Consider the following 13,157-nt stretch of genomic DNA (forward strand, 5'->3'; position numbering starts at 1 on the left):
CCATGCTGCTGCGTTTTACCAAAATGCACGGCCTGGGCAACGACTTCATGGTTCTCGACCTGGTCAGCCAGCACGCGCACATTCAGCCCAAACACGCCAAGCAATGGGGCGATCGCCACACCGGGATCGGTTTCGACCAGTTGCTGATCGTCGAAGCACCGAGCAACCCGGATGTGGATTTTCGCTACCGGATCTTCAACTCCGACGGTTCGGAAGTGGAGCAATGCGGCAACGGTGCGCGCTGCTTCGCCCGCTTCGTGCTCGACAAACGTCTGACTGCCAAGCGGCAGATCCGCGTCGAGACCAAGGGCGGCATCATCGAACTGGACGTGCGTAACGACGGCCAGATCGGCGTGAACATGGGCGCGCCGCGCCTGGTGCCGGCGGACATCCCGTTCCAGGCGCCAGCCCAGGCCAGCAGTTATCAGCTGGACGTCGAAGGCGCCACGGTCGAGCTGGCCGCCGTGTCGATGGGCAATCCCCATGCGGTCATACGCGTGGATGACATCAACAGTGCACCGGTGCATGAACTGGGGCCGAAGATAGAACACCATCCGCGCTTCCCGGCGCGGGTCAATGTCGGTTTCCTTCAGGTCATCGACCGCCATCGTGCGCAACTGCGCGTATGGGAACGCGGCGCCGGGGAAACCCAGGCCTGCGGCACCGGCGCCTGTGCGGCGGCGGTGGCGGCCATCAGTCAGGGGTGGATGGATTCGCCGCTGTTGATCGACCTGCCCGGCGGGCGTCTGTCCATCGAGTGGGCCGGCCCGGGCGAACCGGTGTTGATGACCGGTCCGGCAGTGCGTGTATACGAAGGACAAGTGCGTCTTTGAGCGAGCAGAAATCATGACCGACAAGCCACAGGTACCCGCCCGACCAGTCGACGAATCAGCGTCCGAGAGCCTTGAGGCAGCCGCGGTTGCCGCCTACCTGGAGGCTCATCCGGACTTCTTCGTTGAGCACGAAGAGCTGCTGCCGTCGTTGCGCATTCCGCACCGACGCGGCGACACCGTGTCGCTGGTCGAGCGGCAGATGACCATCCTGCGCGATCGCAATATCGAGATGCGCCATCGCCTTTCGCATCTGATGGACGTGGCCCGCGACAACGATCGCCTGTTCGAAAAGACCCGCCGCCTGATCCTCGCGCTGATGGATGCATCGACCCTGGAAGACGTGGTCATCAGCGTTGAAGACAGCCTGCGTCAGGATTTCCAGGTGCCCTTCGTCAGCCTGATCCTGCTCGGCGACAACCCGGCACCGGTCGGCCGCTGGGTGACCCACGCCGATGCGCAAACCGCGATTGGCGGCCTGCTCACCGAAGGCAAAAGCGTCAGCGGCAGCCTGCGTGAACATGAGCTGGATTTCCTCTTCGGCGAAGAACAGCGCCAGCAGATCGGCTCAACCGCCGTGGTTGCCGTCAGCCATCAAGGCATCCACGGCATCCTGGCCATCGCCAGTCGCGACCCGCAGCATTACAAGAGCTCGGTCGGCACCTTGTTCCTCAGTTACATCGCCGAGGTCATGGGCCGCGTGCTGCCACGGGTCAACAGCTCGCTGCGCTCGGTACGCTGACCATGGAACGACAACTGGACGCTTACTGCGAACATCTGCGCAGTGAGCGACAGGTGTCGCCGCACACCCTGTCGGCTTATCGCCGCGACCTCGATAAAGTCCTCGGCTGGTGCATCAAGCAGAACATCGGCAGTTGGGCCGCGCTGGATATCCAGCGCCTGCGCAGCCTGATCGCCCGATTGCATGCGCAAGGCCAGTCCTCGCGCAGCCTCGCCCGCCTGCTCTCGGCGGTGCGCGGGCTTTATCACTATTTGAATCGCGAAGGCCTGTGTGACCACGACCCGGCCACCGGCCTGGCCCCGCCGAAAGGCGAACGGCGCCTGCCGAAGACCCTCGATACTGACCGCGCCCTGCAATTGCTGGAAGGTGCGGTCGAGGATGACTTTCTCGCCCGCCGCGATCAGGCGATTCTCGAGCTGTTCTATTCGTCAGGCCTGCGTCTGTCCGAATTGACCGGGCTCAATCTCGATCAACTCGACCTCGCCGACGGCATGGTTCAGGTGCTCGGCAAGGGCAGCAAGACTCGGCTGTTGCCGGTTGGCACCAAGGCTCGCGAAGCCTTGGAACACTGGTTGCCGCTTAGAGCCATGACCAACCCGGCGGACGATGCGGTGTTTGTCAGCCAGCAAGGTCGTCGTCTCGGCCCGCGGGCGATTCAGGTGCGGGTCAAACTTGCTGGCGAGCGCGAGCTGGGGCAGAACCTGCATCCGCACATGCTGCGGCACTCGTTCGCCAGCCATTTGCTCGAGTCTTCACAGGATCTGCGCGCGGTGCAGGAATTGCTCGGTCACTCTGATATCAAAACCACACAGATCTATACCCACCTCGACTTCCAGCATCTGGCGGCGGTCTACGACAGCGCCCATCCCCGGGCCAAACGCATGAAAGGCGATGATTCATGAGCATTCAGTTGATCACCTTCGACCTCGACGACACCCTGTGGGACACCGCTCCGGTGATCGCCAGCGCCGAAACCGTGTTGCGCGAATGGCTGAGCGAGCATGCGTCGAACCTGGGCGCGGTGCCGGTGGAGCATTTGTGGTCGATTCGCGAGCGAGTGCTGGCGGGCGAACCGGGCCTCAAACACCGCATCAGCGCGCTGCGCCGACGTGTGCTGTTCCATGCGCTCGAAGGAGCCGGGTATGCCCACGGCGAAGCGTCGGAGCTGGCTGACAAGGCTTTTGAAGTGTTCCTGCATGCGCGGCATCAGATCGAAGTGTTCCCGGAAGTCGAGCCGCTGCTGGAGCTGCTCGCCAATCATTACGCCCTCGGCGTGGTCACCAATGGCAATGCCGACGTGCGCCGGCTGGGGCTGGCGGATTACTTCAAGTTTGCCTTGTGCGCCGAAGACATCGGCATCGCCAAACCGGATGCGCGGCTGTTTCATGAAGCCTTGCGGCGTGGCGATGTGAGTGCCGAAGCGGCGGTGCATGTCGGCGATCATCCCGGCGATGACATTGCCGGGGCGCAGCAGGCGGGATTGCGCGCGGTGTGGTTCAACCCGACGGGCAAGGTCTGGGAAGCGGAGCGCTTGCCGGATGCGGAGATTCGCAGTCTCACGGAATTGCCCGCCGTCCTCTCCCGCTGGAATGCTTCCTCGAACTGATCTACAGCCCTGTGGGAGCGAGCCTGCTCGCGAATGCGGTGTGTCATCCAACATGTATGTCGGCTGACATGCCCTCTTCGCGAGCAGGCTCGCTCCCACAGGGGACTGCATTTGTTTTCAACGGATTTATTTCAGACATGAAAAAGCCCGCAGCGACGGCGGGCTTTTTCAGCAAGCGAGCGACGCGCCTCAGATAGGGCGGCTGCCGTACTTGTTGTCCGGCTTCTTGGGCGGATCGGCGACCACGTTGGCCTCCACTTCCTGCACCTTGCCGCCGCGCGCAAGGAATTCTTCCATGGCCTTGGCCAGGGCGTCACGCTCCTTGTTCTTGGCTTCGATGCTCGGCAACTCGTCGACCGAGACCGCAGCCTTGGCTTTGCCTTTGGCAGCCGGGGCCGGCGTGTCGTCACCGCCATCGTCTTCGGCAACGTCTTCCGCTGCCGCTTCCAGGCCTTCCTCGGCCTCGTCTTCGTCGCCTACTTCGAGGTCGTCGTTTTCCAGATCATCGTCGCTCATGTTCTACCTCATGACTTGCCAAAAGCAGATTAGTTATAGACCAGCTTTGGCGGCTGTCGAAGCCGCCGTTGAAAAATCTTCTGCCGCTGCCCGGCAGCGGCTCATGCCTGTTCACCGTGCAAGGTGGCGAGGACTTTACGGGCACCGCCATGATCACGGTGCTCGCCCAGATAAATCCCTTGCCAGGTACCCAGGGCCAGCCGCCCTGCCGCAACCGGCAGACTGATCTGGCAACCAAGCACGCTGGCCTTGAAGTGCGCCGGGAGATCATCCGGGCCTTCGTCGTTGTGCTCGTAGCCGTCCGTTCCTTGTGGGATCAGACGATTGAAAAATCGTTCGAAGTCGCGACGAACTGCCGGATCGGCGTTCTCGTTGATGGTCAACGACGCCGACGTGTGCTGCAGCCACAAATGCAACAGACCGACCCGACAGGTCTTGAGTTCAGGCAAGCCTGTGAGCAACTCGTCCGTCACCAGATGAAAGCCCCGGGGCCTTGCCCGCAGGGTTATCAGAGTCTGTTGCCACATACAGTTCTCCGCTCGTTCGGGGCGCATTCTAGCGTGCTCTGAAAAAAAACAAAGGCCCTAATATTCCTGCAGCGATGTAAGCGATTGCCCGCAGAAAAAGCCTCGTCGTAAAGACGACCAAAGCCGTAAGAAAAATCCTTTCAGCCGCTCCCTGAATGACAAATCCCGGACAAAAAAATGCCCGGCGAACCGGGCAATTTTTTTATCGCGCGTACTTACAGGTTGTAGCCGCGTTCGTTGTGTTGTGCCAGATCGAGGCCGACCGACTCTTCTTCCTCGGTTACGCGCAGACCCATGACGGCGTCCAGCACCTTGAGGATGATGAAGGTGACGATCGCGGTGTAGATCACCGTGAAGCCGACGCCTTTGATCTGGATCCAAACCTGCGCGCCAATGTCAGTCACGGTGCCGAAGCCGCCCAGTGCCGGTGCGGCAAACACACCGGTGAGGATCGCGCCGAGGATACCGCCGATACCGTGCACGCCGAAGGCATCCAGGGAGTCGTCATAGCCGAGTTTGCGTTTCAGGGTGGTGGCGCAGAAGAAGCACACCACACCTGCAGCCAGACCGATCACCAGTGCACCCATCGGGCCCACGGTGCCAGCGGCCGGGGTGATCGCGACCAGACCGGCGACCACACCCGAAGCAATACCCAGTGCGCTTGGCTTGCCGTGGGTGACCCACTCGGCAAACATCCAGCCCAGTGCCGCAGCGGCAGTGGCGATCTGGGTAACCAGCATGGCCATACCGGCAGTGCCGTTGGCGGCAGCAGCGGAACCAGCGTTGAAGCCGAACCAGCCGACCCACAGCATCGCCGCGCCCATCAGCGTGTAGCCGAGGTTATGCGGAGCCATTGGTGTGGTCGGGAAGCCTTTGCGCTTGCCCAGCACCAGGCACGCGACCAGACCGGCGATACCGGCGTTGATGTGCACCACGGTGCCGCCAGCGAAGTCGAGCACGCCCCAGTCCCACATCAGGCCGCCGTTACCGGACCAGACCATGTGCGCGATCGGTGCATAAACCAGCGTGAACCAGATGCCCATGAAGATCAGCATCGCGGAGAACTTCATGCGCTCGGCGAACGCACCGACGATCAGCGCCGGGGTGATGATCGCGAAGGTCATCTGAAAGGTAATGAACACAGCCTCAGGGAACAGCGCCGCCGGGCCGGTAATACTCGAAGGCGTGACACCGGCGAGGAACGCCTTGCCCATGCCGCCGAAGAACGAATTGAAGTTGACGACGCCCTGCTCCATGCCGGTGGTGTCGAAGGCAATGCTGTAGCCATAAATGACCCACAGGATGCTGATCAGACCGGTAATGGCGAAGCACTGCATCAGCACGGAAAGAATGTTTTTCGAGCGAACCATACCGCCGTAGAACAGCGCCAGGCCGGGAATGGTCATGAACAGCACGAGCGCTGTCGAGGTGAGCATCCAGGCGGTGTCGCCGGAATTGAGGACTGGCGCTGCCACTTCGTCTGCCGCCATGGCGATGCCGGGCATTACGATGGACAACAGGGCGCCTAGCCCTGCGAATTTACGCAGAGTCATATTGTTTTCTCCTGGGGCGTTGGGTTTGTGGCGGCGCTTAGATCGCGTCGGTATCGGTTTCGCCGGTACGGATGCGGATCGCCTGTTCCAGATTGACCACGAAGATCTTGCCGTCACCGATCTTGCCGGTGTTGGCCGCTTTGGTTATCGCCTCGATAACCCGATCCAGATCCTTGTCGTCGATGGCCACGTCGATTTTCACCTTGGGCAGAAAATCGACCACATATTCCGCGCCGCGATACAGCTCGGTGTGACCCTTCTGCCGGCCGAAGCCTTTGACTTCAGTGACGGTAATGCCCTGCACGCCGATTTCGGACAGCGACTCGCGCACGTCGTCCAACTTGAACGGCTTGATGATGGCAGTGACTAGCTTCATGAAACTCTCTCCCGAATTGGTGGACTTGCCCCAGGAAAACAAACCCGTCTCAAGTCTAAGCGCAGTGCCTGGCTTTGTAACGCATCGTTGACGCCAGCTAACCGCATCAGACGAAACTCCCCGCTTCGTCTGCCGCACTGCATTCGTCACAGCGACTGCATCAGTGCATGGGTCGAGGGTGACTAAGCAGAAACCTTGCCAGCTCGGCAAAAACCCTGCATTTCAATCTCTTGGCCCGCGTTGCACGCGCTCGGGCAGAAAAGCTTTTGCCGATACGCACAACAACGGTGCGCCACCGTCCGTCCCCCTGCGCGAAAAGCGTGCATCCGTGCAACGGGATTGACTATAGACACTGCGTGATACACTGCCGGCCATTGTTTCCAGGACATTCCCCATGCTCGCGCCCAAAGACTTCCTCGACGCCCTGAGCGGCACCGCCTCCCGCCTGTTCAGCGGCGACACGCCACTGCCGAAAGCCGAAATCGAAAGCCAGTTCAAAATGCTGCTGCAAAGTGCCTTCAGCAAACTCGATCTGGTCAGCCGGGAAGAGTTTGATAGCCAGATGGTGGTGTTGGCTCGCACGCGGGCACGGCTTGAGAGCCTCGAAGCCAAAGTCGCCGAGATGGAAGCGAAGCTGACACCGCCCGCGGAATAATCCGCTGCTATCCCCTGTGGGAGCAGCTAGCCTGCTAGCGACTGAAGGTCGGCACTACCTTCAGCTTCATGTGTATGAATTAGCGCAGGCTGCGATCTTTTGATGCACAGCCCTGCAACAATCCCCACTGAAATGACCTTTTTGTGTCTTCGTTCCCCACCCTGCTCCGAAATCCTCCACTCACAGAAGTAACGTCCTACAAAACGCGTCCGCCACGTCTGATTTCGCTGCCCCCTCTCTGCTGGCTATCTTCTGCGACCAGATCCAAACAGATGAAAACAATGAGAAGAAAAGGCAAAGCAACGGATCTTCGTAACCAGACATTCAGATCAAATTCGCGAAAGATCGCCTACAAATTCTTTCTCAAGGACATTGCCCCGAGAATCCCAAATATTGATGCAGCAGCGGTCAAGTTTGAGCCAATTACCCCAGCAGCGATAAAGCAATACTTTCTCTGGGAGGGGCCAACAATTTTCCCTTGGGATGACGTTGCAGACTGGAAAAGTAAAGATGCGAAAGGTCTGGATTTGGCGATATGGTACAAACAGATTCTTTGCGGCATGTGCTATGCGACCCCGCGCGCAAGCTCTATCTGCTTAAAGATTGTTTTGTTGGAAGGGCATCCGGATAGCGCGCACCCGCTTCGCGGCAGGATCGCGCCGATTGCTCTGCTTGTCGCAGATCACTATGCGCGAGCGCTAGGATGCAAAGAAATCGAGATCCAGGATCCTGATCCGAATGTTGTTTTTTACTACCGGAAACTGGGGTTCGAGTTCGACCACACCAACCGGCTTGTCATTTCTGTGAACGGTCAATAACATCGAAATCAACAACCCAATCGCACGAGGTGCGTATGAGCCCAAAAAAGCGAAAGGAAAAGCTTCTTCAGATTGTTGAACTACATCTCGAAGCACTCCGGTTGGCTGGGGACATGTCAGCCAACCAACGGCGATTTATTGAAGTTGCTGTTACGTGTGGGCCAGAGCTTGAGCCAAGCGGCCCGCTGGCCGGTAGAAGATCCTGAGTCAAAAATAAAAAGGCGTCCATAGGACGCCTTTATTGTGTTTGGAGGAGTAGTCGCAGCGATTCTTTAGCTCTTGGCTTCGCCGCCATGGGTTCAGAATCCGACGAGTCGGCCCGTCGTCACTACTTCAGAGAAACCAGCTTTCTCTGCTGCCAAAAATGCGGGGGAGCTTTTACTGGTGCCCAGTCCCGACGAATGCGCAGTTGCAGTCCTCGAGCGGGAGGATCCGTCAATGCCGGGCGAGAGTCAACGCTTCAATTCAGGCAAACAGTGACAGCCAATCGGGTCTGGATACGTCTTGTAAACCTCTATTTCAGCACTGAAGCCCGGCTCAACTACCCTTCAAAAACCCGCAGGAAGCGGCTCCCCGATTCAGCTCAAGGAACGACCATGTCCCTCTCCATTGTCCACAGTCGCGCCCAGATTGGCGTGGAAGCCCCAGCCGTCACTGTCGAAGTCCATCTGGCCAACGGTCTGCCGTCGCTGACCATGGTCGGCCTGCCTGAAGCGGCGGTGAAGGAGAGCAAGGATCGGGTGCGCAGCGCGATCATCAATTCCGGGCTGCAATTTCCGGCGCGGCGGATCACCTTGAATCTGGCCCCGGCGGACCTGCCCAAGGATGGCGGGCGCTTCGATCTGGCAATTGCCTTGGGGATCTTGTCGGCCAGTGTGCAGGTGCCCTGTCTGACGCTGGACGAGGTGGAATGTCTGGGTGAGTTGGCGCTGTCTGGCGCCGTGCGACCGGTGCGTGGCGTGCTGCCGGCGGCACTGGCGGCGCGCAAGGCCGGGAGGGCGTTGGTGGTGCCACGGGCGAATGCGGAAGAGGCGTGCCTGGCCTCGGGCCTCAAGGTGTTTGCGGTCGATCATTTGCTGGAAGCGGTGGCGCATTTCAATGGGCACACGCCGGTCGAGCCTTACGTTTCCGATGGTTTGATGCACGCCGCCAAGCCCTATCCCGACCTCAACGAAGTGCAGGGTCAGACGGCCGCCAAACGCGCACTGCTGATTGCCGCAGCGGGGGCGCATAACTTGCTGTTCAGCGGGCCACCGGGAACCGGCAAGACATTACTGGCCAGTCGTCTGCCGGGTTTGCTGCCGCCGCTTTCCGAATGTGAGGCGCTGGAAGTAGCAGCGATTCAATCGGTCGCCAGCGGGGTTCCCTTGACTCACTGGCCGCAGCGGCCGTTCAGGCAACCGCACCATTCGGCTTCAGGGCCGGCATTGGTCGGTGGCAGCTCGAAACCGCAACCCGGCGAAATCACCCTCGCCCATCACGGCGTGCTGTTTCTAGATGAATTGCCAGAGTTTGATCGCAAGGTTCTCGAGGTGCTGCGCGAGCCGCTGGAATCCGGGCATATCGTCATTGCTCGGGCCAAGGATCGCGTACGTTTCCCCGCGCGGTTTCAATTGGTGGCAGCGATGAATCCGTGTCCCTGTGGATATCTTGGCGAACCCAGTGGCAAATGCTCGTGCACACCGGACATGGTCCAGCGCTATCGCAACAAGCTCTCAGGGCCGCTACTGGACCGGATCGATCTGCACCTGACCGTGGCGCGTGAAGCGACCGCATTGAATCCGGCAGCCAAGCCCGGCGAGGACAGCGCCAGCGCTGCGGCGTTGGTCGCCGAAGCGCGGGAACGCCAGCAGAAACGTCAGGGCTGTGCCAATGCGTTTCTCGATCTGCCGGGGCTGAAGCATCACTGCAAGTTATCCACAGCCGATGAAAAATGGCTTGAAGCGGCCTGCGAGCGACTGATCCTGTCGCTGCGCTCGGCGCATCGCCTGCTCAAGGTCGCGCGCACGTTGGCGGATCTTGAACAGGCCGATGCGATTACCCGCGAGCATCTGGCCGAGGCACTGCAATACCGGCCGGCGACACCTTAATGCTCAGTCAGATCAACCAGCGGTGCCTGGCGCACTTCGGTGTCGCGCCCGGCCTGGATATCGGTCACGCGCTTCAACGCGTTACCCACCGCAGCTTTGTCGGCCAGCAGGCTGTAGCTGATCTGGAACTGTTTATGTTCTTTCGGCGCAATGGTCGGCACCAGATTCAACGGCCGCTGATAGCGACGGTTGTAGGAAAAACTGGTTCCCGGCTCCAGCCCGGTGACGTAGCCCTGCCCTTGGGTGTCGGTGTTTTTCCACAGCGAAAACACTGGCAACTGCTGGGTATTGAAGCCAACAGATACGCCGAGACTACCGGCTTTGTTATGCAGCACGGTCAAGGTGTCGCCCTTGGCGTCCGCATACGGCACGACGTTGTAGACAGTTTCGTCGTAGTCCTTGGTTGGCCCGCGATAGGTCTGCCAGTCGGGCAGATCTCCCTTGGCCTTGTCGTTGAACGGCGACACCTGCTTCACCGGCGCAGCGAATTTCGCTCCTTGCTCAAGAAACGGCGTGCTGAAGTTGCTGTGATACAGCGCCTGGTATTCCTTTGGATAGTCGCCGTTGTTGGTCAGAGTGTCGTTGAGGGCAAAGCGTGCACTGCCCGGTTCGGTGACCAGTTCGGTCGCTACCGAGAAATCGACTTTCTTGAATGCCTGCTCTTTCAACTCGCCACGCAGCGTGATGGCATACGGCGGCTTCTCGTCGATGTGCAAAGTGACGGTGCTGGCCGGGATGTTGGCGGCGCGACCGTGCAAGGTCAGCAATTCGCCGTTGTCCATGCCGGGATGGCCAACCCACTCATAGCCGCAACGGGTGACCAGTTCATTGAAGCCTTCCAGCCAACCCAGGCCACCGCGACCGTTGAGTTCGATGAACGCCGGGTTGACCACGTCCTTGACCGGCGAATCCCAGCCCATCCGCACGTCGCCCACCGAAGCCTGCAACACATTCATGCCACGGGTCGGCACTACCGAGAGTTTCATCGTGCCGTTATCGATATCGACAATGCTGACGCCCTCCTGACGACCGCCATGCAGGGTACGCAGGGTCACGGAAAACGGTTTGGCGGTTTTTACGCCGAGTTGTTCACTGGTGATCGTCCAGTTTTTTGCCGGAGTGTTGGCGTCGAGCAGGACATAGTCCCAAGCCATGGCATGAGAAGCGGCAGACAATGCGCCGAGGGCGACGAGGAGTTTGAGCGGGGTCATGGCAGCAGCCTTTATTGGAGTTGTGCCATTTTTATAGCGCTGCGGAAACGTTTCAGCAAGTCCAAAGAAGCGGTGGCAGAAAAGCATTCGCGAGCAGGCTCGCTCCCACAGGGATTTCGGGCCTTCACAATATTTGTGAATTACGCCGACTACTGTGGGAGCGAGCCTGCTCGCGATAGCTGTTTCAAAGATGCATCAACGGAAGCGATCAACCTCGGAACGCAGATCCGCCGCCAGCTTCTCCAGCTCTTTCGCGGTGACAGCCAGGTTCGACACCACCTCACGCTGCTCGCTGTTGGCCAAGGCGATGCTCTGCAAATTGCTGCTCAGCAACGTCGCAGTGCTGCTTTGTTCCTGAGTGGCGGTGGTGATCGCAGCAAACTGCTGGCCTGCCGAACGGCTCTGCTCATCAATCCGCGCCAGCGCCGAGGCGACATTGGCGTTGCGCGACAGGCCTTCCTGCATCAGCACATTGCCCTGTTCCATGGTGCTGATCGCGTTGCCGGTTTCCTGTTGGATGCTGTGGATCATGCTGGAGATTTCGTCGGTCGCCTGGCGGGTACGCGAGGCGAGGCTGCGCACTTCGTCCGCGACCACGGCAAAACCGCGACCTTGTTCACCGGCACGAGCGGCTTCGATGGCAGCGTTAAGTGCCAACAGGTTGGTCTGCTCGGCGATCGAAGTGATCACGCCGACAATGCCGCCGATTTCCTGCGAGCGCTGCCCCAGCGTGTTGATCACGCTGGCGGTGCTGTTCAGCGCGCCAGCGATCTGCTCCAGCGACGACGACGCTTCTTCCATCGAGCTGCGGCCAATCTGGGTCTGCTGCGCGTTTTCCTGCGCCAGGCGCTGGGTCGCGCCCATGTTGTCGGCGATGTTCAGCGACGTCGCGCTGAACTCTTCGACGGCGCCGGCCATGCTGGTAATTTCGCCCGACTGTTGCTCCATGCCCTCATACGCACCACCGGACAAACCGGACAACGCCTGCGCGCGGCTGTTGACCTCTTCCGAGGCCCGGCGGATGTGCTCGACCATGGTCGACAGGGCCTGGCTCATCTGGTTGAACGCGCGGGACAGCTGACCGATTTCGTCGTGGCTCGATACGTTCAGACGCACGCTCAGATCACCGGCACCGAGGGCTTCGGCCTGACGCACCAGATCGCCCAGCGGGGCAAGTTTGCTGCGCAGCAGCCAGACCACGGAACCGACCGCGAGCAACATCGCCAGCAGGCTACCGATCGCCAGTTGCGTACCGACGCTCCAGGTCACCGCGCGGATCTCGGCTTTCGGCATGCTCGCCACCACCGACCACGGGCCACCTTCGAACGGCACGGCGATGCTGTAGAAGTCCTCACCCTTGTCGCTCCAAAATTCACCCTTACCCGGGGTTTTCACCAGGTTGTTGATGGTCGGTGCGGCTTGATCCAGGTTTTCGACGCCGGCAATCGGCACCAGCCATTTGTTCTGCTCGTCGAGCAGCGCCAGCGAGCCTGTCTTGCCAATGCGGAAGCGCTTGAGATTGGCGAACTGCGCGTTCTGGGCATCGGTGTAATCGAAGCCTACGTACAACACGGCGATGATCTTGCCGCCCGCATCGCGCACCGGTGTGTACTGCGACATGTAGTAGCGCTCGAACAGCAGCGAGCGGCCGACATAACTCTGCCCCGCCATCAACTTCGCGTACGCCGGGTTGGCATGATCGAGCACGGTGCCGATGGCACGGGTGCCGTCCTGCTTGCTGACGTTGGTGCTGACGCGAATGAAGTCTTCGCCGCTGCGCACGAATACCGTGGCCACGCCGGCGGTCATCTGCTTGAACTCGTCAACTTCCTTGAAGTTGTTGTTCAGCACCTCGTTGCCCAGATGCAGGCCCGGGGTCTGCACGCCGGCCACGGTCACTGGCTGATCCGGGTGCACACTCAAACCACTGCCGAAGCGCTTTTCGAACAGTCCGCTCAGGCGCAGGGTGCTTTCGCGCAGCGTACCGTGAAAGGTGCTCAGTTGATCGGCCAGCAGCCGGGCCTCACTGGCCAAGTGCTCTTCACGGGTGGCGAGGTTGGCGGAATCCAGCGAACGCAAGGCGAACACCGTACTGCCGCTGATGACTATCGCCAGTATCACAGCAAGGGCAAGGCCCAGCTGCGAGGCGATCCGAGCACGAGGTTGAGACATGAACAGCTCCTGGCCGAGCCACCGAATCCTCCTTGATCGCGGTAATTGCCCGGAAAATATT

The 13,157-nt window shown here is 60.2% G+C and carries 13 protein-coding genes; 7 read left to right on the forward strand and 6 right to left on the reverse strand.

The features are described 5' to 3' along the window. The first annotated feature begins 2 nt into the window (after nucleotides 1-2). From dapF to ND528_RS06705, 4 genes are read left to right on the forward strand one after another with little or no spacing between them, the layout of a single operon-like run. Nucleotides 3-833, forward strand: coding sequence for a diaminopimelate epimerase (gene dapF, locus ND528_RS06690; RefSeq protein WP_137214386.1), 831 nt, complete (start codon nucleotides 3-5; stop codon nucleotides 831-833). Nucleotides 834-846: 13 nt separating this feature from the next. Beyond that, on the forward strand, nucleotides 847-1,572 hold the full coding sequence (locus ND528_RS06695) for a DUF484 family protein (RefSeq protein ID WP_024014772.1): 726 nt from the start codon (nucleotides 847-849) through the stop codon (nucleotides 1,570-1,572). Between the two features lie 2 nt (nucleotides 1,573-1,574). Beyond that, nucleotides 1,575-2,474, forward strand: coding sequence for a tyrosine recombinase XerC (xerC, locus tag ND528_RS06700; protein WP_024014773.1), 900 nt, complete (start codon nucleotides 1,575-1,577; stop codon nucleotides 2,472-2,474). After that, entirely contained in the window at nucleotides 2,471-3,178 is a 708-nt protein-coding gene (locus ND528_RS06705; protein WP_263469950.1) for an HAD family hydrolase, read from the forward strand. Before xerC ends, ND528_RS06705 begins: the two co-directional genes overlap by 4 nt. A gap of 189 nt (nucleotides 3,179-3,367) precedes the next feature. Here the strand turns inward: ND528_RS06705 and sutA are convergent, their stop codons facing one another. From sutA to glnK, 4 genes are all read right to left on the reverse strand, one after another. Continuing rightward, nucleotides 3,368-3,694 carry a transcriptional regulator SutA gene (sutA, locus tag ND528_RS06710; protein ID WP_016772583.1) on the reverse strand — a complete coding sequence of 109 codons (327 nt, stop codon included), beginning with the start codon at nucleotides 3,692-3,694 and terminating at the stop codon, nucleotides 3,368-3,370. Between the two features lie 101 nt (nucleotides 3,695-3,795). Then, on the reverse strand, nucleotides 3,796-4,221 hold the full coding sequence (locus ND528_RS06715; RefSeq protein ID WP_130912471.1) for a secondary thiamine-phosphate synthase enzyme YjbQ: 426 nt from the start codon (nucleotides 4,219-4,221) through the stop codon (nucleotides 3,796-3,798). Nucleotides 4,222-4,436: 215 nt separating this feature from the next. Beyond that, complete coding sequence (locus tag ND528_RS06720) at nucleotides 4,437-5,774, reverse strand: ammonium transporter (protein WP_041476939.1); 1,338 nt, start codon at nucleotides 5,772-5,774, stop codon at nucleotides 4,437-4,439. Between the two features lie 37 nt (nucleotides 5,775-5,811). Next, nucleotides 5,812-6,150, reverse strand: coding sequence for a P-II family nitrogen regulator (gene glnK, locus ND528_RS06725; protein ID WP_002555808.1), 339 nt, complete (start codon nucleotides 6,148-6,150; stop codon nucleotides 5,812-5,814). 394 nt (nucleotides 6,151-6,544) lie between these two features. Here glnK and ND528_RS06730 point away from each other — a divergent pair, with 394 nt between their 5' ends. The 3 genes from ND528_RS06730 to ND528_RS06740 all read left to right on the forward strand — a co-directional run bounded on the left by ND528_RS06730 (nucleotide 6,545) and on the right by ND528_RS06740 (nucleotide 9,713). Continuing rightward, nucleotides 6,545-6,805, forward strand: coding sequence for an accessory factor UbiK family protein (locus tag ND528_RS06730; protein WP_007920416.1), 261 nt, complete (start codon nucleotides 6,545-6,547; stop codon nucleotides 6,803-6,805). A gap of 272 nt (nucleotides 6,806-7,077) precedes the next feature. Beyond that, the gene (locus tag ND528_RS06735; RefSeq protein WP_330221309.1) at nucleotides 7,078-7,623 is read left to right on the forward strand and encodes an N-acetyltransferase; all 546 of its coding nucleotides are present in this window, start codon (nucleotides 7,078-7,080) and stop codon (nucleotides 7,621-7,623) included. Between the two features lie 596 nt (nucleotides 7,624-8,219). After that, nucleotides 8,220-9,713 carry a YifB family Mg chelatase-like AAA ATPase gene (locus ND528_RS06740; protein WP_263469951.1) on the forward strand — a complete coding sequence of 498 codons (1,494 nt, stop codon included), beginning with the start codon at nucleotides 8,220-8,222 and terminating at the stop codon, nucleotides 9,711-9,713. Here the strand turns inward: ND528_RS06740 and ND528_RS06745 are convergent. Further along, on the reverse strand, nucleotides 9,710-10,924 hold the full coding sequence (locus ND528_RS06745) for an aldose 1-epimerase family protein (RefSeq protein ID WP_263469952.1): 1,215 nt from the start codon (nucleotides 10,922-10,924) through the stop codon (nucleotides 9,710-9,712). The genes ND528_RS06740 and ND528_RS06745 overlap by 4 nt on opposite strands. Before the next feature lie 195 nt (nucleotides 10,925-11,119). Continuing rightward, nucleotides 11,120-13,096: a methyl-accepting chemotaxis protein gene (locus ND528_RS06750; RefSeq protein ID WP_016772578.1), complete on the reverse strand. Its 1,977-nt coding sequence runs from the start codon at nucleotides 13,094-13,096 to the stop codon at nucleotides 11,120-11,122. Nucleotides 13,097-13,157: the final 61 nt, after the last annotated feature.

Source organism: Pseudomonas mercuritolerans, from assembly GCF_025706525.1.
GTDB classification, from domain to species: Bacteria; Pseudomonadota; Gammaproteobacteria; order Pseudomonadales; family Pseudomonadaceae; genus Aquipseudomonas; species Aquipseudomonas mercuritolerans.